21 protein-coding genes are annotated in these 26,858 nt (G+C 55.3%); 6 read left to right on the top strand and 15 right to left on the bottom strand.

The genetic code is table 11. The annotated features are described in order from the left end of the window. The first annotated feature begins 180 nt into the window (after positions 1-180). From RYZ27_RS11475 to RYZ27_RS11465, 3 genes are read left to right on the top strand one after another with little or no spacing between them, the layout of a single operon-like run. The gene (locus RYZ27_RS11475; RefSeq protein ID WP_406679650.1) at positions 181-1,467 is read left to right on the top strand and encodes a TolC family protein; all 1,287 of its coding nucleotides are present in this window, start codon (positions 181-183) and stop codon (positions 1,465-1,467) included. Next, a complete protein-coding gene (locus tag RYZ27_RS11470; protein ID WP_406679649.1) occupies positions 1,464-2,789 on the top strand; it encodes an efflux RND transporter periplasmic adaptor subunit in 1,326 nt (441 codons plus the stop codon). Before RYZ27_RS11475 ends, RYZ27_RS11470 begins: the two co-directional genes overlap by 4 nt. Before the next feature lie 11 nt (positions 2,790-2,800). Continuing rightward, entirely contained in the window at positions 2,801-5,923 is a 3,123-nt protein-coding gene (locus RYZ27_RS11465) for an efflux RND transporter permease subunit (RefSeq protein ID WP_406679648.1), read from the top strand. 83 nt (positions 5,924-6,006) lie between these two features. On the opposite strand, the gene RYZ27_RS11460 is transcribed toward RYZ27_RS11465, so the two are convergent. The 14 genes from RYZ27_RS11460 to RYZ27_RS11395 all read right to left on the bottom strand — a co-directional run bounded on the left by RYZ27_RS11460 (position 6,007) and on the right by RYZ27_RS11395 (position 22,553). Beyond that, positions 6,007-6,411: a hypothetical protein gene (locus RYZ27_RS11460; protein WP_406679647.1), complete on the bottom strand. Its 405-nt coding sequence runs from the start codon at positions 6,409-6,411 to the stop codon at positions 6,007-6,009. A 2-nt stretch (positions 6,412-6,413) separates the two neighbouring features. Next, complete coding sequence (locus tag RYZ27_RS11455) at positions 6,414-8,378, bottom strand: conjugal transfer protein TraG (RefSeq protein ID WP_406679646.1); 1,965 nt, start codon at positions 8,376-8,378, stop codon at positions 6,414-6,416. 105 nt (positions 8,379-8,483) lie between these two features. After that, on the bottom strand, positions 8,484-10,427 hold the full coding sequence (locus RYZ27_RS11450; RefSeq protein ID WP_406679645.1) for a DUF3363 domain-containing protein: 1,944 nt from the start codon (positions 10,425-10,427) through the stop codon (positions 8,484-8,486). 232 nt (positions 10,428-10,659) lie between these two features. Beyond that, positions 10,660-11,157 (bottom strand): S26 family signal peptidase, encoded by a 498-nt coding sequence (locus tag RYZ27_RS11445; protein WP_406679644.1) that lies wholly within the window; start codon positions 11,155-11,157, stop codon positions 10,660-10,662. Positions 11,158-11,161: 4 nt separating this feature from the next. Continuing rightward, positions 11,162-11,395 carry a helix-turn-helix domain-containing protein gene (locus RYZ27_RS11440; RefSeq protein ID WP_406679643.1) on the bottom strand — a complete coding sequence of 78 codons (234 nt, stop codon included), beginning with the start codon at positions 11,393-11,395 and terminating at the stop codon, positions 11,162-11,164. Between the two features lie 180 nt (positions 11,396-11,575). Continuing rightward, on the bottom strand, positions 11,576-11,899 hold the full coding sequence (locus RYZ27_RS11435) for a DUF736 domain-containing protein (RefSeq protein ID WP_406679642.1): 324 nt from the start codon (positions 11,897-11,899) through the stop codon (positions 11,576-11,578). A 445-nt stretch (positions 11,900-12,344) separates the two neighbouring features. Beyond that, positions 12,345-14,363 carry a ParB/RepB/Spo0J family partition protein gene (locus RYZ27_RS11430; RefSeq protein ID WP_406679641.1) on the bottom strand — a complete coding sequence of 673 codons (2,019 nt, stop codon included), beginning with the start codon at positions 14,361-14,363 and terminating at the stop codon, positions 12,345-12,347. Beyond that, entirely contained in the window at positions 14,360-14,842 is a 483-nt protein-coding gene (locus RYZ27_RS11425; protein ID WP_406679640.1) for a hypothetical protein, read from the bottom strand. The genes RYZ27_RS11430 and RYZ27_RS11425 overlap by 4 nt, the downstream gene beginning before the upstream one ends. Before the next feature lie 2 nt (positions 14,843-14,844). Continuing rightward, a complete protein-coding gene (locus RYZ27_RS11420) occupies positions 14,845-15,411 on the bottom strand; it encodes an antirestriction protein ArdA (RefSeq protein WP_406679639.1) in 567 nt (188 codons plus the stop codon). 250 nt (positions 15,412-15,661) lie between these two features. Then, positions 15,662-16,852, bottom strand: coding sequence for a GIY-YIG nuclease family protein (locus tag RYZ27_RS11415; protein ID WP_406679638.1), 1,191 nt, complete (start codon positions 16,850-16,852; stop codon positions 15,662-15,664). Next, positions 16,845-18,932, bottom strand: a complete 2,088-nt coding sequence (locus RYZ27_RS11410) for a DEAD/DEAH box helicase (RefSeq protein WP_406679637.1) — start codon at positions 18,930-18,932, stop codon at positions 16,845-16,847. The genes RYZ27_RS11415 and RYZ27_RS11410 overlap by 8 nt, the downstream gene beginning before the upstream one ends. Beyond that, positions 18,929-19,426, bottom strand: coding sequence for a hypothetical protein (locus RYZ27_RS11405; protein ID WP_406679636.1), 498 nt, complete (start codon positions 19,424-19,426; stop codon positions 18,929-18,931). The genes RYZ27_RS11410 and RYZ27_RS11405 overlap by 4 nt, the downstream gene beginning before the upstream one ends. 6 nt (positions 19,427-19,432) lie before the next feature. Continuing rightward, the gene (locus RYZ27_RS11400) at positions 19,433-19,720 is read right to left on the bottom strand and encodes a hypothetical protein (RefSeq protein ID WP_406679635.1); all 288 of its coding nucleotides are present in this window, start codon (positions 19,718-19,720) and stop codon (positions 19,433-19,435) included. 61 nt (positions 19,721-19,781) lie between these two features. Then, positions 19,782-22,553, bottom strand: coding sequence for a class I SAM-dependent DNA methyltransferase (locus RYZ27_RS11395; protein WP_406679634.1), 2,772 nt, complete (start codon positions 22,551-22,553; stop codon positions 19,782-19,784). A 138-nt stretch (positions 22,554-22,691) separates the two neighbouring features. On the opposite strand from RYZ27_RS11395, the gene RYZ27_RS11390 reads away from it, so the two are divergent. Together RYZ27_RS11390 and RYZ27_RS11385 are read left to right on the top strand one after the other, a co-directional pair. Beyond that, positions 22,692-23,633, top strand: a complete 942-nt coding sequence (locus RYZ27_RS11390) for a HipA domain-containing protein (protein ID WP_406679633.1) — start codon at positions 22,692-22,694, stop codon at positions 23,631-23,633. A 6-nt stretch (positions 23,634-23,639) separates the two neighbouring features. Further along, positions 23,640-24,356: an HIRAN domain-containing protein gene (locus tag RYZ27_RS11385; protein ID WP_406679632.1), complete on the top strand. Its 717-nt coding sequence runs from the start codon at positions 23,640-23,642 to the stop codon at positions 24,354-24,356. Between the two features lie 323 nt (positions 24,357-24,679). Here RYZ27_RS11385 and RYZ27_RS11380 read toward each other — a convergent pair whose 3' ends face one another. Beyond that, a complete protein-coding gene (locus RYZ27_RS11380) occupies positions 24,680-25,528 on the bottom strand; it encodes a DNA -binding domain-containing protein (RefSeq protein ID WP_406679631.1) in 849 nt (282 codons plus the stop codon). 306 nt (positions 25,529-25,834) lie between these two features. Here RYZ27_RS11380 and trbB point away from each other — a divergent pair, with 306 nt between their 5' ends. Then, entirely contained in the window at positions 25,835-26,845 is a 1,011-nt protein-coding gene (trbB, locus tag RYZ27_RS11375) for a P-type conjugative transfer ATPase TrbB (RefSeq protein ID WP_406679630.1), read from the top strand. Positions 26,846-26,858 lie beyond the last annotated feature (13 nt).

Here is a 26,858-nt window from a genome sequence, read left to right as displayed (position 1 = left end):
TCAGGCGCAGGAAACTTTCGCTTGCCTGAGTAAAACGACACGATTGAGTACCCTTTCCGAGAATCTTGACTCATACCTCCCCGGAACGCTCTTCCGCCCTCCTCGAGCTTAATCCAAAGCACAATGACGCGTCGCGATCAGCGATACGCAACTTTTGGATCAGCTTAAGGACTCACTCCTATGCATTTGTATTTCAGGGGCGCTTTGTCGGCCCTCGCATTCAGCGCGTTCGCAGCTGGTGCAAACGCCTCACCTTGCCAAACAGGACCAGAGCGAGCTTCGGTCTTGATTCCCGGCGAGCCGTTAACACTGGCTGCCGCAATTAACGAGATACGACGCGCTTCACCTTCTGCACGCGCAGCCGGCTTGGAAGCGCGCGCCTTAAGTGCCGAAGCAGACCAGGTCGGGCGCCGTTTGAACCCGAGCCTCGCACTTGAACTAGAGAACTTTTCAGGCACCGGGCCACTCTCGGGTTTTGATCAAACTGAAACCACATTCGCAGTTGAGCAGACTTTTCGACTTGGTGGCAAACGTCTCCACGGCGAGCGTGCAGCCAGAGCGCAGCAGGCTCTAGCGAGCGCTGAATGTGAGGTCATTCTGCGCGAGACAGAGCTTGAAGCCTCATTGCTTTTTGCAGAACTGGTCGCGGCTATGCAATTTCGTGACCTCGCTCTGGAAAGCGCAAGTTTGGCTGACGAGCTTTCGCAAACGGTTGAGCGCCGGGTCAATGCTGGCGCAGCCGCTCCCCCGGAACTCGCACGTGCACGCGCTGATGCAGCCGGATTACGTGCAAACGTCGCTAATGCAGACGCCAACGTCGATCAACTGCGCTTCGCCTTGGCGCTTCTGTGGGGCAGCGCAGATCCAAACTTCGCGTTACCTCAACCTATTGGCGCTATACAAAGCTCAGACTCTCAAACGACTGAACTCTCTCATCCAGCACTTGATGCAGCAGATGCCGCAGTCCGGGCGCGCCAAGCGGAACGTGATTTAGCTGCAAGTTCTGCAATACCAGACATCACCGTATCTGCCGGCCTACGACATTTTGAGGATTCTGGAGATCAAGCTTTCATCGCAGGAATTAGCGTACCGCTTCCCTTGTTTGATAAAGGACGAGACGCTGCACGCGCTGCTTCATTGCGCGGTGATGCTGCCGCGTTGAATCGGGTCACTGCGGAGCAAAACCTTCTGGCGAGACAACGGGCGGCCATAGCTGCGCGTAAAGCTGCACAAACAAGACTCAACATCTTGAATAGTGATGCGCTCCCGGCCGCTCAAGAAGCTTATGACGCAGCTTTGCGCGGCTATGAAATCGGCCGTTTTGATCTCACCACCACCCTAGATGCCCGCGTTGCGCTCCTCGAAACAAGGGCCGCAATGATTGAAGCAGAGCTCGCCTTACAAAGTGCAGATATGCGCCTGCGCGCCCTTATCGGGGCCGCCCCTTTTAATGGAGAAATCCGATGACACCCAAAGTCCATTTGTTAGCAGTAATTCTAGCTGCACTTCCACTTGTCGCATGCGGTAATGATGCTGCCGGGGATGTGAGCGCGCAGTCCACGAGCACTGATGCGCATGACCATGATGATCACGACGATCACGATGATCACGATGATCACGATGATCACGACGATCACGATGACGACGACCCTCACGATCATGTGGAAGACGATCCCTCAGATCATGCCGATCACGATCACGGCGATGATGAACACTCAGATCATGTTGAACTCACACCCGCGCAGGCGTTAGAAGCAGGCATCGTCGTTTCACGTCTTGAAAAAGCAGTTCTTCGACAGTCGATAAATCTACCGGCAGAACTTCGATTTGATGCTGATCGCATTGCTGCCGTTACCCCACGGCTGAGCGGGCGTATCGTTCGTGTAACGGCAACAGAAGGCGACAAAGTCTCCAGAGGCACAACGCTTGCGGTCATTTCCAGTCGCGAGCTCGCCGACTTGAAAGCCGAATACCTTTCGGCGGTAACCGCAGTGGATCTCGCCGACCAAGCGTTAGCGCGCGAAGAAACACTGTTTGCTGACCGCATCACCTCTGAAGCTGATTTACAGTCAGCGCGCGCAGCATCAGTGGCAGCTCGCGCAAGCCTCACAGGCATTGAGAACAAGCTTCACGCCGTAGGTGTCACGGATAGAGAGTTACAAAATCTGGCTGAGGCTCCGGACGGTTCGCTCGCAAACATTAGTGTGAGCGCGCCAATTGGTGGCGTTATCGCCATACGGACAGCCACTCTTGGTGCGGCCGTGTCCGGGGACGACCCGAATGCCCCAGCGCTCTTTACGATTGTCGACGATAGCGTCTTGTGGGCAGATATCGCTGTTTACAAACAACATGCTGGATCGGTCCGGCCCGGAGCCAAAGTGGTCCTCAAATCGGAGACCGGCGCACTTCTTATTGAAGGAGTTATCGCCACGGTTCTGCCATCAATTGACGAAACCTCAAGAACCGCGACAGCGCGCATGATCGTCGACAATTCAGACAATCGCATGCAGCCGGGCCAGTTCGTCACCGCAGAAATTATCACAGGCGCTGGCGAAGCAAGATTACAGGTGCCATCGACGGCCATTGTGTCTGTTGAAGAACGTGTGAGCGTATTTGTTCCGACTTCGGATGGGTTTGAACCGCGCGCTGTTTCGACAGGGCCCGAAATCGGCGGGCAGACAATAATTCGATCCGGACTCAGCGAAGGCGATCAATACGTTTCCGAGGGCGCTTTCACATTGAAAGCACAACTCGAAAAAGACGCATTTGGCGACGGCCACGCACACTAGAGGACGAAAATATGCAAAATCTCATGCACCGCCTCGCTGGCGGACGACTGCTTGCTGCAATAGCTGCCATCGTTTTAACCGTCGGTGGCCTGTTCGCATTTCGCGCGCTTCCTGTTGATGCGTTTCCCGATCCGTCACCTTCACTGGTGCAGATCTTTACTGAGACTGATGGGCTATCGCCCGAAGAGGTTGAGCGATATGTGACCTTTCCGGTCGAGACCGCGATGTCGGGCCTGCCCGAGGTTGAAGAAATCCGTTCAGTATCGAATTTCGGCCTATCGATTGTAAATGTGTATTTCAAAGACGGCACTGATGTTTATTTCGCCCGTCAAGTTGTTGGCGAGAGGTTGCCAGAGGCGAGTGACGGAATTCCCGAAGGTTTCGGCACACCGAAAATGGGGCCCATCTCTTCGGGCCTTGGTATCATCATGTATTTCCGACTCGTCGATGATACCGGAAATTATGATCTGACCGAACTTCGTGAAATTGCGGACTGGATGATCAAATATCCGCTTCAATCTGTTGAAGGCGTAACAGAAGTCCTCGCACTGGGCGGGTTTGAGAAACAATACCAAGTCCAGCTCAATCCTGACTTGCTGATCGCTTTTGACCTTCAGGTCTCGGACGTCATAAGCGCCCTGGAAAGCGCGAACCGCACGACAGGTGCGCAATTCATCGAAGTCGGAGCAGAACAATATACGGTGCGCGGTGTCGGACTCGCCCGGACCATTGCTGATCTTGAAGAAACACCGGTGAAAACAATTGATGGTCGCACAGTCCGTGTCAGTGACCTTGGGGTCGTCAGGATTGGAGGTGGTGCGCGCCAGGGTCTCGCAACAGCCAATGGCGAAGGCGAAACCGTTGCTGGGCTTGTCCTCAAACTCTATGGCACGAATACATCTGACGTTATCGACCGCGCAAAAGCACGGTTCGACGAGATCAACGCGTCGCTACCAGAAGGTGTCCGCGCTGTACCTTATTACGATCAGGGCACATTGGTTGAACGCGCAGCGGCGACCGTCACAACTGCGCTTTGGCAAGGCGCTCTGCTCGTCGCTATTATCGTATTCATTTTTCTTGGGGGATGGCGCCCGAGCCTCGTCGTTGTGCTGTCGATCCCATTTTCAGTTGGTTTTGCCTTCATTGCCATGAGCGTGCTGGGGATCAGCGCAAATCTAATGTCTCTTGGCGGGGTGGCCATTGCCATCGGAATGATGGTTGATGGTGCGATCGTTATCGCCGAAAATGTTGATCGGGGCTTCAAGGAAAGGCGAACGGGCGAAACGGATCGCGATGTTGTTGCTCGGTCCGCTGCAGAAGTCATCGCACCGCTCATCGCCGCGGTTATCGTGGTCATCATCGTTTTCTTACCCTTGTTCTCCTTGCAAGGTGTTGAAGGCAAGACGTTTCGGCCACTAGCCGCTTCTGCGGCATTAGCGATGACCGGGTCGCTGCTATATGCGGCGTTGATTGCCCCGGCCATGGCGCATGGATTAATTAAACCGGCAAAGAGAAAGCGATCTGGCGAGGGCCTCATCGCGGGTTTCGTAAAACCCCTTGCGACTGTTTTTGTAAGGACACGACTTGCGGCTATAGCGTTGGCCATCGTCCTCCTGATTCTGGGAGGCCTGGCCGGTTCGCGGCTCGGCTCAGAATTTACACCTGCATTGGAAGAAGGCGACATCTTACTTCGCGTTTCTATGGCCCCCTCAATTTCACTATCTGAAGGCCGCGAAACTTCAACGCGGGTTGAAAAACGGCTATTAGATACTTTCCCAGAAATTGAGTCGGTCGTGAGTCGCATTGGTCGCGGGGAAGTTGGTGCGCATGCTGACCCGGTCAACAGCATCGAGGCCTTTGTCGCTCTAAAACCCCGTGCTGAATGGCGACCGGGCCTGACACCAGATGGGCTGAGAGCGGAAATCTCAGAAAATCTCGAGTCTTTCCCGGGTATCCAAGTCAATATCGGACAGCCAATTGCCATGTCAGTCGATGAACTTTTGACGGGCACAAAGGCACAATTGGCGGTCAAGATTTTTGGACCCGACACAAACATCTTGCTTGAAGGGTCGCAGGATTTGCAATCCATCCTGCAAGAGATTGATGGAGCGAGTGATGTTCAGGCCGACCAGATCACCGGTGCGCCCCAACTTGTTGTCTCTGTCGATAGGGCTGCGCTTGGTCGTTATGGGCTCACGGTGGAAGATGCTCTTGAGACGTTAAGTGCCGCCGTAGGGGGCGCTGAGGCCGGCGTTTTATTCGAAGGGGTTAGACAATTCCCTGTCGTCGTTCGATTTGAAGAAGATCGTCGAAACACTGCCGAAGCGATTGGCAATCTCATTTTAGAGAGTGAAAGCGGCGCTCAGCTCCCGCTCTCCAGTGTTGCTTCAATCCGAGACGTGATTGGGCCTCGCCAAATTACGCGTGAAAACGGAGAGCGCTTCATCACAGTTCAACTCAATGTCCGTGGGCGCGATATCGGTTCTTTTGTGAGTGATGCACAGGCAGCGACAAACCAAAACCTTGATCTCCCACCGGGATACCGCGTCGAATGGGGAGGTCAGTTTGAGTTACAACAACAGGCCAATGCGCGATTTGCGATTGTCATTCCAGTGACGCTCGCAATTGTTATGTTGATCCTGCTTCTGGCTTTTGGTCGTCTGAAATCGGCAATACTCATTCTATTGAACATCCCTCTAGCTCTGACCGGCGGGGCTTTGGCGCTCTGGCTGACAGGGTTGCCCGTTTCAGTACCGGCCACGGTAGGCTTTATTGCCTTGTTTGGTATCGCACTTGGTAATGGCATGGTGCTGGTGAGCTTTATGGATGACTTTGCACGCAAGGGCCGCGATCCTGATGAGCTTGCAATCGAGGCCGCAGGCCTTCGCGCGCGTCCTGTCCTCATGACGGCACTAACGACGGCCTTGGGTCTTGCACCATTGCTCTTTGCGACTGGTGTAGGTGCGGAAGTCCAGCGTCCCCTCGCAACTGTTGTCATGGGTGGACTTGTATCCTCGACAATCCTAACCCTTCTCGTCCTGCCAGCCCTCCATCGCTGGTTCGCACCGAAGTCAGAAGAGCACCACTCTTTGACTGAGACGCAAAATTTTCCGGATGAGATTGCTGCTCGATAAGGTCGGCGCCCTGGCGTAAAGTCTTCGCTAGGGCGCTGCTGCTCACTTTCAGACGCGCAGGATTAAAGCTCCATAGATCAGGCTTAAGCTTGGCTGTCGTTTATCCTCGCCGTTACGCCTCTTGCATTGCCGAGCTTTTTGGCGACTTGTTGAATGAAATGATCGAACCTGCGCTGTCCTAAGGCGTGCGCTGCGTCTCGCTCTCCTTCTGGGATTGGATCTGTACGAGTCAGCCAGTAGAAAACAAAATGCGCCATCGTTTCGAGGCAGAGCGCGGTGTCCCGTTCAATCTCACCCTGCCGCTTGTCAAACGCATCCATGCGGCGCAGCAATCGCTCCTCGAGAACAAGATTGGCCTCAGGGTCAAAAAAACGGCTCAGCGCTTCTTCCACGATTTCTGTTTTCGTGACACCTGGAGCGCGGGCACGTTGCTCAAGCTCAGCATGCAATTTGTAAGACAATCGAAGATTTACGCGGGGCTTACTCATAACTAAAACTCCGGCAACGTGTTTTCTTCGACAAGATCAAGCGTTGCCGCGCGCCGCAGTATCTCCAAGGTCTGTTCTGAATCAACATCTCCCGCGTCATCCATTTCAGATAGTTCGTCGGTCTCTCGTTCAATTTTTTGAGTGTGCTCCGGCATGCTCAACGCGGGCTCAATTTCAAGTCCACTGCCAGTGTCTCTTCGGTCAGTGCCATCTGACACAACACGATGATTGTCGATCATCTCAGCCCAACTCGTTACATTCTTTGACGGGAAACCGAGTGACGCTGCAGGGGGCGGTAAAATACGCTCTGTGAAGTTGCGATCTTCAAAATAGCGAAGTTTCTTTGCAAGAAATGGCGGGCACCCAGACACCATCACAATTTCATTGCTCGGAGGCATTTGCATCACTTCACCGGGCGTCATAAGCGCACGCTGTGTTTCCTGGCGCGAGACCATCATATGGCTAAGCCAAGGGGCAAGGCGGTGACCGGTATAATTCTTTTGAGACCTAAGCTGTGTCTTGGTCCCTAAAGCTTCGGATATTCGCTTCGCCGTGCGCTCATCATTGGTCGAGAAGGCAATTCGGACATGGCAATTGTCGAGGATCGCATTGTTCGGGCCATAGGCTTTTTCGATCTGGTTTAACGATTGTGCGATCAAATAAGCGCGCACGCCATATCCCGCCATGAAGGCCAACGCGCTCTCAAAGAAATCCAAACGACCGAGCGCTGGAAACTCATCAAGCATAAGAAGGAGTTTTCGCCGATTAGCATCTGGCAGCGTTTCCGTCAGGCGTCGGCCTATCTGATTTAGGATGAGCCGCATCAATGGCTTTGTGCGCGACAGGTCCGACGGCGGTACGACCAAATAGAGCGATACCGGTCTATCTCCGGCCGTCAGATCGCTAATGGTCCAATCGCTGGATGCTGTGACCGCTGCGACCACCGGATCACGATACAGCCCAAGAAAGCTGAGCGCGGTCGACAAAACGCCGGACCGTTCATTCTCAGACTTGTTCAATAGCTCACGCGCCGCCTGCGCGACGATGGTGTGCACCTCGCGCGTCCCATCTGGCGTGGCAACATGTTTCGTGCTCAGCATCCTGTTCAGGGTTGCCTCAAAAGTGCGAGATGGGTCCGACAGCAGTCTTGCGCAGCCTGATAAAGTTTTATCCTCTTCTGCATACAGCACGTGGAGTATCACGCCAACGAGCAAGGAATGCGCCGTCTTTTCCCAATGATTTCTTCGCTCAAGAGACCCTTCGGGATCGACAAGTATATCAGCGATATTCTGAACATCCCGCACCTCGCTTGAGCCTTTCCGCACTTCCAATAGCGGATTAAACCGCGCGCTGGTCATGTCAGTTGGATCAAAGCGAACGCAATTTGAGAAGGTCGACCGCCATCCAGATGTAAGATCCCAGTTTTCGCCTTTGATATCGTGAATCACGGCGCTTCCAGTCCAGGACAGCAAAGTTGGAATCACCAAGCCAACGCCTTTACCAGAACGGGTTGGCGCAAAGGCGAGGACGTGTTCCGGTCCGCTGTGCCTTATATATTGGTCTTTCCAACGTCCGAGGAACACGCCTTCAGCTTTGAACAGTCCTGCGCATTTCAAATCAGATTTGACGCCCCAGCGCGCAGAGCCGAAGGTTGTGACATGTCGCTCCCAGCGCGAGCGCCAGACAGAGCCAATAACAGCAGCTAAAATTCCGAGAAGTCCACCACTGGCTGCAATAAGTCCGCCACGCGCAAACACACCGGGTGCATAGGCCTCATAGGCGTACCACCACTGGAAGAGCCGCCATGGTTTGTAAATCGCATAACCGTCTATCAAAAACCACGGCTTGCCGAGCGCCGCTTGAAAGCCGAGTTCAGCAGCGACCCACTGCGTGGCACCCCAAAGCGTGAGCACGATAATTGTCAGCACAATTGTAAACTGGCCGATGAGGATTTTTGAAGGGGACATTGGCGCGAAAACTCCATGAGTGAAAACGCGCTGAGTATCGAAGCCTCTAGCCATTGCGCCCAGTGAGAATGGCGGCAAATGTCGGCAACAGATTGAAACCGCTGACTAACGCGACAAGCCTCGAGACCGGGTCGATGAAAATGACCAAGACACGCCTCTCGTGTTTCGTTCAACCGTGAGGGAACGACCACGGTGGCGCTCCAAGTCTGGTCGCCAAGGCACCAGAGCAAATTCTTTTTGGGTTCCAATGATTGCCATACGACCCTGCGCAAGGTCTGTCGTCCGCTCAAAGACCCCTTGCAATTTCTCGCCTGTCTCCAGTGTTGCGTATGTCCGGCTGGACCGGCGCGTCTCTCCCGCAGCAGCGCGTCGCATCTCATCCAGCCGCAGACGCTTCAAGGCCTCATGGCTTAACGCCTCCTGACCCTCCTCGATTAATCCCTCTTGGCGAAGAAAACTAAGACGCAGACGGCGTGCCTCCAACAATCTCGCATCGTCCTTGTCGATTTCCGTCTTATCGACCTGATCGAGCCAGGTCTCGGCGCGCGCTTCGATTTGATCCTCCATCGCCATCCAAGACCGCACCTGAATGCGATGACCCCCGCCGCGTGCCGCCTCAAAGTCTGCAGCTTGCTCAAGATATCGCGCACCAATCTGCCAGACACCGTCTCGTCCGCGCGTGACCCGCCCCGCCCGGCGAAGAGCTTCGAGCCTGCGTTTGTGCGCCAGTCTATAGGCGCCAGACGCAGACGGATCGGAGGCCGCATGTAGGGCATCAGAGTAAAGCCCGCCGTTTTGCTTAGCAATCTTTGCAATGACGTGGTCAGCGCGACGGGGGGCCGCTTTAATACGGGCAACCTCTACAATCGCACCTTTTGGCGGCATAGCGCCGCCAAGATCTTCACTGGCTGGCACATACCAAGGCGTTCCTGAAAAATCCTGTACGAGCACGAACCGTTTGTCTGTCAGTTCGTCTTCTGGACCATTCTGGACGACCGATCCCCGCAGGACTGGCGCGTCGTCTGCCCGCTCATCAAAGAAACGCACTTTGGTGAGGTGCGGGCCGTGCTCCACACCAGCGCGGAGGGCACGGATGATGTCTCCCCGCCGACCCATGGCTTTTAACGCGCGCTGCCAACTCGGTTTCATGCGCCAGGTATCGGGCCCGGTCTGCTGAGAGAGATGAAGTCCTTCCAGATGTGACAATCGTTGGCGCTGAAGGCTGCTGACAAATCGCGCCTGAGCCCCAGCCCCGGGAACAAGTTTAATATGACCCTGATTTTCCAGTGCCGCGAGGTTCCTGTCGATTCCCGTAAAACGGTCTTTCGATACCTGCCGATACCGGGCGCGGGCGATCTCAATATCGCGGCGCGGTCCGAGCTCTTGTGTGAGCCCTTCCTCTGCGCGAGCCCGTAGCCCTTTCATCAGATAGTCCCGCGCGATGACGAGATCGTGTCCCAATGCGTCCTTACCGCGAATGACGATATGAGTGTGCGGATGACCTGTGTTATGATGGTCAACTGCGACCCAGTCGAGCCGCGTGCCGAGGTCGCGTTCCATGTCGCTCATGAGACGCTGCGTCGTTGCGCGAAGATCGCCGATTTCGCCAGTATCTTCGGGTGAGACAATGACACGGAACTGATGGCGATCCCCTAGGCTGCGCTCTGCAAAGTCACGCCCGTCTACAAGTTCACCCTCACGGCCATAGAGTTCCCCGCCGAGTCCCTCACGATCAACACCATCCCTTTGAATGTAGTCGAGATGGCGAGCATAGGCGCGGACACCAATACCGGCTCGCGCACGAGCGATGTGAACCTTGACCACCACGCGGCGCATCCGAAAACGGTCCATCCGCTGGGCGCGTGACTGCGCATGCAGACCCGCCGCTCCGCCCCGGCCAATCCGGGCTCCGGTAAACGCAGGCCGACTGGCTTTTCGATTGAGCCCCTTGGCGGCCTTCAGCACGCGCGCCCGAAAGCGCTTAGAGGACCCGGCTCCAACATCGCGAAGTTTGCCAAGGCGCGGCGTGAAGCTGGTTTCATCGACCATAGCACTCAACCCGTGACAGGCACCAAAAAAGCGTAATGAATTCAGCGAAACCATTATAATTCTGGTGCCACACATTGCGGCACAAGGCGCCAAAAAAGAGATGTGCAGACAAGACCTTATGTGCCGTCTGGTGCATGAGCTTTAATCTTGCCCGTCCGGGTTCGCTGTCTAATCCCATGCCGCCTTTCGCCACAAATTGTCGCCTCATGCCGGAATACGCCGCCATCTCGAATCATCGCCAAGCGAAGATAAGACGAGCAACACCTGCCAGATCGCTTCGATCCGTCATGCCGAAATAGCGTCCATCGAGGGAATCAGGATGCGCATTCATCAGAAAAACCTGATCTTGGGTCAGCGCCACACAGCCCTCCCAGACTGGCAGTTTCTCTCCAGAACCGGCGCTCAAATGGGCCTCTCCCACCAGTATTCCGTTGATCAAAATCCGCGTCGCATCGCGGCATACTTCATCACCGGACACGCCTGCAATCTGTTTCAACAAGGGCCAATTGTGCCCGACATATCCATGCGCCTGGGCCCATCTCGCGTCAGCGCTTTGGCTCGAGACGACGACCCATCGGCCAATGGTAAATGGATCGTCGCTCAGCCAATACAGCCCTTTCGGCGCACTCTCTGTACGGTTCCAAATCAAACGCGTTTGCGGATTGAAAGCGCTCCCAAAACTTAAGCATAAGACGCTAAGAAAGCTGACACTCAGGATGAATATACGCATCGTATTATTGCAGCTTTTCGCTGGTCGAAGACCAGGTCTGGCGATTTGACCAGTCCACTAAATCTGGTTTCGCATAAAAGATGCGCCAGCCATGTTTGCGATAGATGGGGCCTCGTCCCTGACACCGATAATGTGAGAGCGTAACAGGCGAGAGGTTGAGAAAATCTGCCGCCTCACGTGCTGACAAAAGCTCCGGCAGTTCTTCGCCCCGCGTGGCGGTTTTGTTTGGTCGTGACATGATCCGGTTCTCCTTTCGATCGAATATCATCGATGCCTAGAAGTGCTGGAAATAGCTGCCAGCCATAGCCGCAAAATGCGCCCTTAGCATTTTTGCCCTGCCGATTAACCACGCGGCGTAACGCAAAAACCGCCCCGAAGATGATCTCCGGAGCGGCTGATTTCGCAAAGATTTTAGACCCTAGTCCCGCGGGTTCCAGAGTATCACATGGCGGCCTTTCTTGCCTTTCACGGGGGCGAGGTTCGCGTAAATCTTGCGGGGGCCGATCTGCGGGTCTGCGAGCGTGATCGAGACATATTCGCGGCCCGAGGCTTTGGCTTTGCGCATCCAGCCCCCACCGATTTCGGTCGAGGTCTCGCCGGCATAGATGCGATAGTCCGGCTGACCATCTTGGGCTTTCTCACCATTCTTCTCGATGCGGATCGCGGCTGAGAGGTTCATCATTGCGAGGGCGCCTTCGAAGCCTGTTTTTGTTTCGCTGACATATCCGAGTGCATTGGCCATGGTGTTCTCCTTTTCGTTTCCTTGGCTGTCTCGGGGGACCTCGTGTCCCCGTCGACGCCGGACCGTCAGGACGGGGCTAGACAGGATTGAACCGCTTGCGGGCGAAACGTGAGTGGAGCACCGGTCAGGCAAGAAAACTTGTCTCGCGAGGAGCCGCGAAGCGGCGGGGAAGTTTTCTTGATTGGCCGGTTTCAATGCGGGCTGGCCGCGTCCAGGTCACACGGCAAGAGATGGGAACAGGAGGTCTTCCTTTGACAAGGAGACATCAGGAAAGGGCTGTCACTGGCCTCAAACACGGAGACCCTGCGATACCTCCAGACAGGCGATTTTTTGCGTCTTTCTCAAATGACCCTTTAGCACCCTTCCCAATTAGAGAAGCGGGGAAAGCCGCCCGATGACGGACACCGGACGGCTTCACTTGCCACGCTAACGGGAGACGAAATCGTCAGGCGGCGTTCTTTTGCTCGAAGTCCTCTGCACCAGAATCCGTATCTGTCTCGGCAGTTTCGAATAGACCCTTGATCCGGTTCCACGCATCGACAGGCACACAGGCTGCACCCTCGACAAGGCGGGTCGGCGGCACCTGCATCCAGCTTGGTCGCCAATCGGGATTAGGCTCACAACCCTCCCCAACAATTCGATTTCCGATAACCACCTTCTGGGCTTTTGCGGTTTCGGCGGCGCAACTTTCTGCAAGTGATACCGTGCCAATGTCCGCGACCATCGCATTTATGGCCCGCTTGTCGCGCAAGAGGTCGAAGAAGGCAGGTTCAGGCTTCCAATAACTCGCCATTTCGGTTTCGCAGACATGGGCGACGGCTTCTACAATTGCCCCGCCAGCCTCAAGCGTGTCGGCCATTGCGAAGGCCAGCACCTGCATCACCTCGTCATCAGACATGGCGAGTAATGCCGCAAAGACTTCGCACAAGCGATAGGCATCACCATTGCGGCGGGCGCTCCCATTCACGTTAAAGGCCGCAAAGAGGTCGCTGACCCTTTCCTGCGCCGCCTTCATCTCCTGATTGGCTTTCGAGCCTTCAATGCTGGCCAACGTTCCCTCTTTCCGGCTATGGGCTTCGTGGCGTTTCACGTCCCAAAGGGCAGAGCCCGTCATGGCATGAGCCACCATCAACCGCAGCGCAATAGCGGGCTGTTTTAGCAGACTGGCACGGGCTGCGCCGTGGCGGTGCAGCCCGATATAGTCCGCCATCGGGCCGGACATTTCGGGTTTGATTTGTGCAGGTTCGGTGTTGGTCTCGCCATTGGCTGCGCGGTCGAATCGTCTCGCTTCGAACTGCGTGACATAGCCCTCATGGCAGGTCACCGTCCCGTCATGGCGGATTTCAATATAGACTTTACCGCCTTCCTCTTTCGGGCGCTGGGCATGGTCCCATTTATGAAAATACTGCCCGCGCTCAAGGCAGGAGACATCGCGCCAGCCATCCGCAAGGTAGGCCTCGACCCGTGCGGCTATCGCCTTCGATTGCGCCTGCCAGAACTGGTCTGCATCAGCGAACACCCCATGCTCGCCGAACAGGTCGGTGGTGATCTGCCCCTCATAATCCTCAAGGTCAAAAAGCGCCTTGTCGGTGGTTATTGTGGTGCCCCCCGTCACCCAAGCCTTGCAGTTTCGTCCCATCGGGGCGTGCTCGCCCTCACTCTCGAACAAGCGCAGCCATTCAGCCTGCTGCTCGTCCGTGGCAAGTGTCAGGGCGCGGATGGTCTCGCGGTCGATTTCGTCCTCTGCATAGAGTTTGCGGATTGGGGCGCTGAGCGAAGCGAGCGCGAGAACACGGCGCACGAGCAATTCTGTCACGCCAAAATAGGCGGCAATGTCGTCAATACCGCGGCCTTCTTCGTGCAAGTGCTTGAAGGCCGTGTATTGCTCCATCTCGGTCGCAGGTAACCGTCCGACATTCTCGATAACAGAGGCCTCGATGGCGCTCGCGGCATCTTTCTCGGACATGATAGCGCAAGGCACGAGCGGGGTTTCGCCCGTTTCTTTGGCAATCGCCTGCAAAGCAAAGAAGCGGCGGCGTCCAGCAATCACGCCATAATGTTTGCCTTCACGGCGCACGAGCAAAGTCTGGCGAATACCGCCTGCTTTGATGGATGGAAGTATGTCGGACACGTCCGGTTTCTTACGTCCGTGGCGCATATTCAGTTTGCTGATACGAAGCTCGGTGAGCGGGATATGTTTTAGTGTGGGTTGTGCCATATTGGTCTCCTGTTCTGGCGGGTGAAGGGAGAGGCCCAGCTTCCATGCGGGGTCTCTCCAGTTGATTTTGGTGAAGGGGAAGCCATCCGCGTCGCGGGATGGGTCGGGGTCGGTTTCGCCCCAGTCATAGTCGCGGATGGATATGAGCGGGGCGCGGCCCTCGACCCAAATCTCGGCCACTTGCTGCTCGCAAATGACCAAGGTCATGCGCGGGCGTGGTCCAAGCTGGTCGAAGATACGGCTCATGGCGACGCCCCATCGCCAAGGGCTGCGGCGCTGGCGGTGAGCCTTGCGAGTATGGCGCGTCCCGCGTCCAAGGCTTCGGGCAGAAGCTCGTTGGCGACATCGGTCAGATAGGCATTGTCACTGTCAGGATAGTTGGCCTCAATGCCCCAAAGGCTCGCGGCATGGTCGTCCAGTAGGATGCCTTCTAACGCGACCGATAGAACAATCCCGCAATAGAACCATTCGTCCTTTCGCCATGCCTCCATAACCGCTTCGGCGCGAGCCTGCGCCTGCGCAAAGCGCTCGCGGAAATTGTTGCCTGGCCCGATGAATCCCGGCGCATCAATATAAAGCGAAGGCCAAAATCCCTCTTGCCTTTCGTCCGGCGCGTCGGGGCAATCATCGCGCACAATTCGCGCAATGATCTCGAACCCTGCGACCTCGCATGTGAGGCTATCGCCCTCACACACGAAAGATTGAAAGCGTGTTGTGAAGGCCATGACTATCGGCTCCAGAACACGTGGACTTCATCGAAGCCTGTCTGGAACACCATGATCTCGCCGTTCAGCGCCATGTCGCGGGCAAGGGCCTGCCAGTCAATATAGTAGCGAAGCGAGTCCGGAATCTCGGTGCCAGTGTCCTCGTGCAGCTGCTCGGCGAAGTCCGCTGCGCTTTTATATTCTCCGGCATAATCGTCGAAGGCCGCGCGGGCTTGGTCCAAGTCTTCTCTTAGCTCGCTGTAGAGTTTCGCGCCTAGCTCGCCGTGCTCCTCAAGGAAGGCGGCAAGGTCGCACACCGTGTCAAAGCCCGCATATTCAGAAATGTTGCAACCAAAGAAATTATCGTAATCATGTATCGCCCACTCTTCTGCGTCCGGCTCTGGTGATGCGGCCAGCATGGCGCTCACCTGTTCCCACACCTCGTGCGGGTCGGTGGCCTCAATCCAGCGCCCATGCAGGCGGCCATTATTATAGGCGGCAAGGCAAGCCACATAAATGCGGGGCGTGTCTAAACCCAAGGGTGCAGTGTCTGCGACAAGGGGTGCAGAGGTTGTTATCTGGTCAGTCATGTCAGTCTCCTTCCGCCGCCCTTGCGTTCTTTCCCCGGCAGGCGGGGGTGGGCGGCGAAAAGGTGCTCAGCCGGAGCGCATAAGGGCGATGCGCAAGGGGCTGCCGTAGGTAAGGGACCTAAAGACGTTCAAAGATGAAACAGACCCGCCCCCTTGCGCGGTGACCGCGCTCTGGCAGACGCACCGTCCGCCCAGACCCGTCTGCTGGGAGAGATATTGAGGCGGAGGGAGACCTGCCGTGAGGCTTGCGCTAACGCTTTACTAGGTCGGCCAGTGCCGGGTCGTATTTAAGCGTGCTTATGCTGCCATCCTGCACGGCCTTCACAACTGCGTCGATGACATCAAGCGGCACAAGATACCACTCGCGTGGTCTAACTGGTTTGCCGAAGCGGTCGGAGATTTCCAGGTCAAGCCTTGCATCGGCAAAGAAGCGATGAAGAAGCGCCTCAAGCCTCACACGATTGATGTTGAAGAGCTCATAGGTGGCAACGATTTCAACATCGGCGAGGAGGTAGGTCGCATCATTCGCAGCATTTGAGATCCGGGTTTCCACCTTGCCGCCGGTGACGCCGATCTTATGAATGAGGTCGCGATTTTGCGCGATCTGCGAATCCGATGAAAGGCTGCGAAGAACGTAGATCGTGCCGCTTTCAGTATCATCGTCCGTTCTTTCGCCAGAGAACAAAGGACCGGCGGACGGTTCTGAGATACGGCGTCCCGCTTCATCCTTGTAAAGGGCGCGTTGCAAAGAACGCCGCAATAGATCGCTCTCGGTGCCATTGGAGTAAATGACGCGAAGACGGGCATCTATTTCACCGTTCGGCGCTTTAATTTCTTCTCCGACTTCGGCGACATAAGCGATCTGTCCACCCAATATGAAGAACTCGCCGGTTTTTATGTCTGCCTTCAAAAAACCCGCATGCTTGACGAATGCGCGGGTCTGCCGCGTTCCATCATCGAGATCGTTTTTCACAGCCTCAAACAATGGACGGAACGTCTCGAAATTCTTGCACGGCGTGCGGTTGGCGATTTCTTCGGCAGCCTTTCTCTCGGCTGTCGGACGCACATGTTTGAGCGTCGTAATATCATTGGTCGCTTCAGGATCGATGCCAAGCTCGGCCAGCAAGACTTCGGGATCGTGGGCTTGCTCTGTGGGTGCTTCAATAGCCTCTCCTAAGAGCCCCTCGCTATCGAGCGGCGCTAATAAAGCGCGTGCTTCGGGTAGGGCGCGCAGACGGTCGAGGCGAACGGCATACATTCGTTCAAAGATGTCGCCACCCTCAGCGTGATTTGGTGCACGCCCGTGCTCGCTGACGAAACGCTGGATGTCTTCGAAGCCTGCGATTATGCGCTCCTCCTGCGCAGAGCGAGGTGCGGCTTTGAGCGTTTCGATTTCGACACCGAGTTCGGCGAGCAGGTCTTCGGCAGTTTTGTCAGCCATCACGCGCTGCCTTCACTTTTCGCTTCAGAAATTCAATGCCTTCTGCCATGCGGCGTTCCCATGGATCACTTGACGTGAGCGACGGCAAGCGGCCGCGCTCATTTAGAAATGACTTGGCGCGCTCTGCTAACATCATCGCTTCATCTTCGCTAAGCGCAATTTTCTTGCCCGCGATAACGGCGGCGACCTGTTTGAGGCTGGCCTCGCTCATAGCTTTGCCGAGTATCGCATAGGCCGCGCCGAACGGATTGATCCGATCAATCAGGTCAATATCGAGATCGCGCACATCCATGGCGATCTTTCTGATGCCATCAATCAGAGCTGTGTTTGCTTTGGTTGTCTCGCCACCAGCGGAGGCCGCTTTCGCGGCCTCTTTGCTCGCTTCCTGGGTAAGACCAAGCGCAGCGACCGCGCGCTGGCGGATAGCCTCTTGGTCGGTTTCGGAAAGCTCGGGATAGCGGTCACGCACGATCTTACCCATACGGACCAGTGTCAGCTCTTCGGCGGGCGTATTACCGCCAGCGTGGTCCCCATCAAACAGTCCCGTTTCCAAGACCCTTTTGTCCTGAACAAAAGCGGTGATGACCTCGTTCAAATCATCCCGGCAGATGCGTGTTGCTTCTTCGGACTCAGGCTGCACCAGCCCCTTGATCTCTATCTGGAATTCGCCGCGGTCTTCGTTGAAGCCGACATTGGTGCGGGTTGAGTCATAGCCTCCCTCGCCATAGTCGAAGTCGGTGTCTTCGCCATTGCCCTTGGGGACGAAATTGAATTTCGGCGCGAGCACCTGCTCCATGAGCAAGCTGGCGGCGATGGCCTTCAGCGTGTCATTGACGGCCTCGGTAACCTTGTCTTCGGACGCGTCAGGCTCAGCGATGAGATTGGTGAAGCGCGCACGCTCCTTTCCGGGTGCATCTCGTGTGGCGCGTCCGATGATCTGGATGATTTCGGTGAGGCTGGAGCGATAGCCGACCGTTAGGGCGTGCTCGCACCAGATCCAGTCAAAGCCTTCCTTGGCCATACCGAGGGCGATGATAATGTCGACATGGTCGCGATTGTTCTTCTGCGCGGGGTCTTTCAGCGCCGCGACGACCAGTGAATGTCGCTCAGGACCATCATCTACAAGATCGGCAATTTTCAACACGCGCCCGTCTGGGCGGCGCACCAGATCGAACCCCGTCGCTGGGTCTTTGCCCTGCCAGTCACCCAATGCATCCATGATTTCGCTGACTTCAGTGGTCTTGCCGCGCTGCGTGCTTTCGCGGGAATTGACGTTCGGGATATGGACAATGGTCTTCTGGTCCGGGTCGAGCACCTGAGCAATGTCATCCACATAGGGACCATTGTAGAAGAAATAGCCGATATCGAGCGCTTTCAAATGCTCGTAGCCATTTAGCTGCTCGTAATAGGTGTAGGTCACCGTGGCAAAGCGGGCCTCGTCTTCCGGCAGGAGGACAGGTACCGCATCGCCGCGAAAGTATGAGCCTGTCATGGCCACGAGGTGAACCTTGTCGCGCGCAATGAACGCCTTCAACTGCGAGCCAAGAACATTGTCATCATCGGCGGAGACGTGATGGAATTCATCCACGGCGATCAGGCGGTTATCGAAGGCCTCGATCCCAAGTTCTTCGACTGCAAAACGGAAGGTTGCGTGAGTGCAGACCAGAACCGGATCGCCGCGTGCCAAAAACTCACCAACCGCTTTCACCTTGGATCTAGCGACACGGATTTCATCAGCGCCAGGCGCGTTGCAGAGGTTCCATTGCGGCTTAACCTCCCAATCCGCCCAGAAGCCCCATTTGGTGAGCGGTTCATTGTTAAAGCTCGCGCCGATGGAGCGTTCGGGCACCACGATAATCGCCTGTGACAGCTCTTGGTTCGCCAACTTATCCAAAGCAATGAACATGAGCGCCCGGCTCTTTCCCGACGCCGGCGGCGACTTAATCAGCAGGTATTGCTCACCGCGCCGCTCATAGGCGCGCTCTTGCATCGGGCGCATGCCAAGCTCGTTCGACTTCGCTGTCGCGCCCGTGCGCTTGTAGGTAACCGAGACTGAGGGGACGTGTCTTGGTGCGGTCATGATGGAGAATGCCCAAACGGGAGAGACTTAACCCATCCAGCCAATCTGTCAGCTTCCTTATCGGAAAGATCGAGAGGCAGTGACAAATCGACCTTCACATCTGGGCGGAGCGCGAAAGAATGCGTCATAAATCCCTCCGGATTTTGATCCTCCTCATCGTCATCGCGCGGCGCATCAACGGGCACACTCCTAACTTCAGAAGATTCTCCTTTTGCGATGCTGGCTATACTCTTAACATCAAAGTTCCAGGAAATTCGGGTTTCCGCACCTTTGCGTCCAACAATGTAGTCGCCAACATCCAGATCACTGAATTCTTTGAACAATTCAACAATTTCACTGTATTCCCAATTGGCACGATCAGATGCCACACGTGCCTTCGTTTCACGAGCGCCGTTTGTACGGCTGTCAATCCAATCGAAAAAGGCTCGGGCGCAACTGTCGGTCTTATACAGTTCCTGCAATCGATTTGCAGTGCTTTTATTGATCTGCGTCATATCGAGTTACCCATTTGCCGCCAAAGCCTTCGGGTCAACGCGCCAGATAAAGCGGCTTTCGTAACCTCGGCGACCAGACTTGAACTGTCCAGCGCCCATTCCTTCTAGCAAACGGAATAGGCTGATCACTTCGCCGCGTGTCGCGTTCATATGTTTTTCTGCTACACGCACTTTCGTTACTTTCGCACTTCGCGCGCGGTCATTCATCCAATCGGCAAGGGCCTTTGCTGCCGGGCTGCATTTCGAAAGACTGCGAAACGAAAAGGACGGGTTTAGGGAATTTGATTGTGTCATAGGTGTCTCCAATTTTCTATAAAACGAATATAAGGCACCAATAAGGAATTGTAAAGAGCTTTTATGGATTTTTAAGTGTTTTATCCGCCGCTGTCATTTTTGTGTAGAGGTCGAACAGTTTTTCGAGGCGTTCAGTGTCGTTCTTGAAGCGGCGGCCGATATAGATGCGCTCCAGCGTTTCGTCATTGCGTTCATGGGCCTCCCGCACAAGAGGGAATTCCTCGTCCATGCGGTTGGGGTCGTACATGTCGGCGATCGTCGCTGGGAAGTAATGCTCCCGCGCCAGCAGGATGTCCTCTGCGCAGCGGGTCAGGTCCGCCTTGTTCTTCTCCGTCAGTGTCGGGACGGGGAAAGTGTTCCAGCCGAGGGTGTTAGAATAGCGTATTCGAGTTTCGAGTTGCCCACAAACGGAACGCACCCATACCATGTGAAGTTTGGACGACAGCAGACTTAAAACCCATTGATCGGGGTCATACAAGGCAAAGGCAAGATTCGAGATAACAACATTTCCCGGCAACAAAGTTGGAGTGATGAATTCACGAGTCTCTGTTGCCACGCTTGGCAAAGCTAAAACGCGAGTCGCCTCCGGTCTACGTATTTCAACGAAACGATGGGGGCGTTTAGCCCAAGTCCGTGTTGCGGCCTTCTTACTATTCGCCCGCATTTTCCGAACACCTTCCAATCGCGAAACTATAAATGTGCTTTTTCGGGCATGGTCCAACTGGTCATCATTAATCCAGATACAAAATCGTGACCGTCCAGAAATTATTTCATCGGACCCATAAAACGGAAGAACAAATTTCTGAGCAACATGATCCTCTGGTGGGACATCACTGGCTGAGCTTAGAAGCAGATTGCCACCATCCTTTGCAGCGCACCCATTTGTCATTGATGGAAGGTCACTAACGGGTTGGCGAGCATTTCCCACCAATGGCGCTTCTTGGGCGGTCAAATACGGGGATATGTAATCGACTGAACGGGATAGTTCGCCATCAATAATCATCTTGTTGCTCACTATTCCTGCAGTGCAAATCTGAACAATAATGACGGTGACACCAGCGTTGTTGGACGCTAGATTTGACCACTTGAATCCTACAGTCGCGCGAACGATCTCCGATAGTCCCAATAGAAGCGACCACAACACCGAGACCTGCTGACCTTGGCAGATAGAATTTGTGGAAACAAAGGATGCTTGCGAATACACGCTCTTAGAATACAGCGCCGCCTTCAAAAAAAATCCCGAGATATAATCTAGAGATTTCCACCTGCTCGTCAGCCGACTAAATAGCTGTTCGATATCTGATTTCTGTGACTTATTTTGTTTCTTATCGCCAACGTATGGCGGATTCCCACAAATATACGTCTCCCAATCCCCGCCGTCGCCCGTCTCCAAAGCCAGTCGCCCTGTCGGGCCCGCCAGATCCTCTTCAACCACTGACGCCTGCTCCGGCGGCGGGCACACCTCCAGCCAATCGAGGCGCAGGGCATTTCCGCAGACAATCTGGCCTGTTTCCTTGAGGGGTAGAACAAACTCACAGGCGCGGGTACGCCCAAGCTGATCCACATCGGATTGGAACTCGGCAATCAGCAAAGACAGCCGCGCAATCTCACAGGCAAAATCCTTGATCTCGATCCCGTAAAAATTGGTGAGCGGGATGACGCTGCGGGTATCCTCGGCGCGTTTGGAGTCTTCACTGAGCACCCGCATCCGGCGCTCAATGATCTCATGCTCAATCGCGCGCATCTCCTTATAGGCGATGACAAGGAAATTGCCCGAACCACAGGCTGGATCGAAAACCCGGATGCGCCCAAGCCGTTTTCGCAAATTGAGGAGCTTACGCGGATTGTCGCCCGCCTCTTCGAGCTGCGCACGCAAATCATCCAGAAAGAGCGGATTCAGCACTTTCAGGATGTTCGGCACGCTGGTGTAATGCATGCCGAGCTCACCGCGCTCTTCATCCTCGGCAACCGCCTGGATCATGGAACCGAAAATGTCCGGATTGATGGCTTTCCAGTCGAGGCTGCCCGCGTGCAGCAGATAGCTGCGCGCGATGCGCGAAAAGCGCGGCACTTCATTCGAGCCCGCAAACAGTCCGCCATTCACATAAGGAAAGGCATCCGCCCAAGGGCGAAGCCCTGCATCCGCTCGCTTCTTCGTCGGGATATCCATCGCGCGGAACAATTCCGCGATGATGTCATGGGCATTGTCCCGGTCGCTCATCTGTTCGAGCGTGCGGGTGAAGAGGTTCTCGCCGAGGAATATGCCTGTATCCTCCGCGAAGAAGCAGAAGATCAGGCGCGCCATGAATTGGTTGAGATCATGGCGGCGTTCATCCGTGGTCCAGTCCGGATTTTCCTTCAGCAGCTCGACATAGAGCCGGTTGAGCCGCCCGGTCGCCTGAATATCGATTGGATTGTTCTTGATCGCCTTGACGGTGGTGATGCCCGCGAGCGGCAGGAAGAACCCGAAATGGTTCGCGAAGTCCTTGTAATCGCAAACACGGATATCACCCTCGACAAGATCTTCGGCCTCCAGCGTCTGGCCATCTGTGGCAAGGATGAAGCGGACCTTGCCCTTTTCGGTCTTGGGACTGGCGCGAAGCTCTGAGAGCTTTTCGTGCACCTTGCCTGGATCAGCCACGGCAAGATGGATGTTCTTGTATTGAAGGACGCCGCCCTCAACGTCAGAATTCTTCGCCGCGCTTGCCAGAAGGCGTTTTACAGTCGCCTTTTTATTGTTGAAGGATTCAAGAAAGACACGCGGAAACTCTTCTGCATCGAAGGGTGCAGAAGCAAGTTCAGATATGGCTTCTTCAATCTCGACGGCGTTCATGAATCAGTTTCCAGCTCCCATAAACTCATTAAGCGTAACTTGTTCAGAAACTAAACCTTTTCAAAGACCGCGCCTGCATTTGTCCGCTTGTTGGGCCCGCACCTTGGCGATCCCGGCGATTTCCAATAAAGCCCAATCATGTCAGAGCCGTTCAAGTCTATCAGCCTTTCGCCTGTCATCGATCTCGATGACTGGGATGTTGCTGATGAACCGCTAGGCGGATCACGCGCCAAAAATACGGTGATTGACCCGGAAACTGAATTAACCTTCGTTTTCAAAGAGCCAAAAGCCCATCGTGAAGCGCAGATATGGTCTGAATTACTGGCCTCGTTCATTGCAGGGGATTTGCTCGGTTGGCCTGTGCAGCATGTTTCGCTCGGGCGACGCGGTGACCGGCTCGGAAACCTCATGCAATACATCTACGACGATGGCTCGGAGACTTTCACAGAGGGCTGGCAGTTATGCCGGGGTATCGATCCTGACTATGATATTGAGCGAGGATACCGCCACACGTTGGCATTGCTGATGAGTGTCGGCGCCGATTTGGAGCGGCGCGGTTTACCGCAAGGCGACTATTATCAGTTCTGGGGGCGCGCATTCGCGCTGGATGCCTTGATTTCAAATTCCGACCGCCACGCCGAGAATTGGGCTGTTGTCGAAAAGGCTGCCGGTTTACGGATGGCTCCGCTCTATGACAATGCAACAAGCATGGGGTGCGAGTGGAGCGATGAGAGTTTAGCACGTCGCTGGTTTACAGGTCGCGGCACGCTTCAAACATCTAAACTCAAATCCTATGTTGATAACGGGCGGCACCATGTACGCGCAGGTGAGCCAGACCGGCGGGGAAGCCCTTTTACTGAGGTTTGCGAGGCTTTTCTCGCACAGAGGCCCGAGCAGTCGTACGTATTTGCCACAGTGGCAGACCTTGATCTTCAGCCCGTATTTACGCTTATGGCCGAAATTGCGGGTCTTGAAGGTCTCGAAGCACCGTATCGAATGAGCCAGGAACGTCGCCATCAAATTGAAGCTCTATTGAAAAAAGGGCAAGAACGTATTAAGAACATACTGGACAAGGAGTAGAACGAGTTGATTACGAACCCCATTCAAACACGACGTGCTTTGCTGACATGGCAAACGCCGCTGGGCACAGGCGGTGAGCGACGCCGTCATGCCGTCGGCGAACTCGTTGCTGCTGACGATGGCGCGCGTTTTCGTTATCTCTCTGATACAGCCTCATTCTCTGCTGCCATAGCAGATGGCTTTGAAGGCTATCCCGGCATTGATTTGGAAACCGGTCCATCCGATGATGCGCTTGCAATCCTTCTTCGGCGCTTACCAAATTCTGATCGTCCCGATTATGATCACTTCCTAGAAACTTTTGGCCTATCACCCGACACGGCATGGTCGGGTTTAAGCCTGCTCGCTTATACCGGGGCGCGTCTCGCTGGAGACAGTTTCAGCATCACTGAAACGTTTGACGGCTTTGATCGACCTTTTTGTTACATCTTTGACGTCGCAGGATTCCGCCGGTTCATGACTGCCGCGACAGGCCTAGAAGCTGGAGATGATGTCGCACTGGTTCACCAACCAGATAATGCGCATGATCAGAATGCCGTCCAAGTTCTTCGTGAAGACGGTCAATGCCTCGGTTATATAAACCGTCTTCAGTCAGAATGTCTCTTGGGATGGCAGCGCTCAGGTTCAATAAGCGCAAAAGTATTCCGGTTTAATGGTCGTCCCACGTATCCGCGGCTGTTTCTGATTGCGGATATTAACCCAAGCAAACTTGCGAAAGCAGCTTGAAGACAAAGACTGACTTTGTCTTGAGTCTCTAGCTACTCGCCCGTGACCCTCTTCGCGAAGCGAATAGGAAGCTCGGGCGCGCGGACAGCCGGCGAGGCCCAGCACCATGGCTTCCAGACCAACAACCGGAGCCTCATTGAGCCTCGCCGGGCCGGTCGGCGCAAGACGGCTATTGCGGCTCCGGGCAGATGCGCCGGTCGAAGATCGGCGATCTGACAGGACCGCCTTAATACCTTGTGATGATCCTTCTCAGCCGGGCGAACAGCTACGCGCCACCGGCGCGGGCAGGCCGCAAATGACTCAAGGCTTCTGGGCGACCGGTATCACGCCGCAAGCGCGTGTGGCCCCAATTGCGACCCGAGGAGCTCAACAAGATATCCGCCATCCCGTAGCGCTTTTGCTTTATTGATGAGGTATCGCAAAGAGCCTTTCATCGAGGTCATTTTCCACTGTGCTTCCACAGTGGCCTTTCCATACAACACGATAGCTGTTTCTCTGTGGGTCATCCCAAGTTCAAGACAGTCCAGAGCGATCAATCCATCTCTCAGAACCTGGCTTGTTTTCGTCCACATGGGTGTCTCAGCGTCAGGATCATTCCCGAAGATACGCATTCCCTCTTTCTGAGCTTTGAGCTTTTGCTCGTAGGTCTCCATATCAGAGATTTGCAGTTTCATTCGGACCGGCTCAAGCCCGAGCAAAGTTTGACCGGTGCAACGCACCTGCGTGACGCAGCCATTCCCGCGAAGCAAAAGGAACTCTCGATGCGCCCGATCGGTCACATGGGTGATCCGGCAATGAGGGACCGTACTCTCCCAAATATCGCACGTCTCCCCCGGGCGCCGCGGTGTGCAATTGACTTCGACTTGGTCCGGGAATGCGGTTTTGAGCCAGACGGCATCTGCATCAATACCGTTGAGTTCGGGATCCGGCATAAAGACCAGTCCCCAGCGGGCTGCCAATTTCTGAGGTACCCGCGAGCGCAGCAAGCGAATTTGCGCATTACGGCAAGGCGCCTCCATTTCAGAGAGATCATCTGTCGAGTGTAGCGCAGCATCTTGTCTGAAGTCTTGATTGCGGCGCAGGTATTCCCAAGCCCAGCGATCGCGCGACATCCGCCAGAGATAATTATAAGTTTTCAGGACCCCATCGGTCTTTAGTGGATACGATTTCATACTGCGCCTCCCGTATTTGGGGAATTTCCAGCAAGAAAAAGGCCAAGATTGCCCAGGTTAATAAAATAGCCGCCAATATTAACACATTCATTTACAGGCTACTAAGCTATTAACCGAGCAAATTGGGAAGCGTGACGCTTTCCCCTTTTGCGCGAAATGATGACTTCGGGCTTTTGTCGCACCTTGCCAGCTGCGACCGCCTTATGCCGGATCTTGCTCCCATTGGTCGCCATTCTCACTCTTCTGCGCGGGCTCAACCTGCGAGGTTTCAGTCACACCAACCCTAAGTGACAGGAGCGCAGAAAGATGTCCCAGCCCACGCATCACACGCAGACAGAAGCCCGCCGCAGCGCCATGCTGCGGACGGCTTTCTGCCCAGTGGTGCGTGAGGCGCTTGAGGCCCCTGACACAATCGAGATCATGGCCAATCCTGACGGATCGGTCTGGATCGAAAAAGCCGGCATCGGTCTCACCGTTTCAAATCATACCCTTTCCACCTCAGACCGGGAGCGCGTTATTCTCCTGGTCGCCTCCGGGGTGGGAGAAGTCGCAAACCGCGCCTCCCCCATCGTCTCCGCCGAACTCCCCGGCACGGGCGAGCGGTTTGAAGGGCTTCTCCCACCTGTCTCGACAGCTCCATGCTTCTCGATCCGCAAGCCCGCCACGACACCTTTCGAACTTGGCGACTATGTTGATCAAGGGGCATTATCGCCGGCGCTATGCGCAGCGCTTCGTGACGCCATCATCAACCGGCAGAACATCCTGATCGCGGGCGGCACATCGTCCGGCAAGACGACATTCACCAATGCGCTCCTTGCCGAGCCTGCTTTCAGTGAAGACCGTATCGTCATCCTCGAAGACACCCGCGAGCTAAAATGTGCTGCGCCCAATGTGGTCCAGCTTCGTACACATCGCGGCAGCACCAGCCTCCAACAGCTCGTCCGCTCAACCCTGCGGCTACGACCCGACAGGATCATTGTCGGCGAAGTGCGAGGCGCTGAAGCGCTGGATCTCTTGAAAGCCTGGAACACAGGCCATCCCGGCGGGATCACCACGCTGCACGCCAATTCAGCGGTCGGGGCACTGACCCGGCTGGAACAGCTCGCCATGGAAGCGACACGCCGACCACCTTTCGACCTTATCGCAGAGGCCGTGGATGTCGTCATCTTCATGACCAGAAGCGGCGGCCAGCGCCGCATCGAAGAAGCCATCCGCGTCACAGGCTTCAATGGCGAGAGCTATGACACTGCACCGCTGATGTCCCGATCCTTTTCCCTTGTCCAACACGGAGACTTCCCATGTCCACAACTCCCCTGAAAACTTCAAACCG

Origin of the sequence: Hyphomonas sp. FCG-A18 (assembly GCF_045287255.1) — a bacterium.
Classification (GTDB): Bacteria; Pseudomonadota; Alphaproteobacteria; order Caulobacterales; family Hyphomonadaceae; genus Henriciella.
The sequence above is the reverse complement of the archived record's forward strand: the minus strand, read 5'-3'. Positions and strand labels throughout refer to the sequence as shown.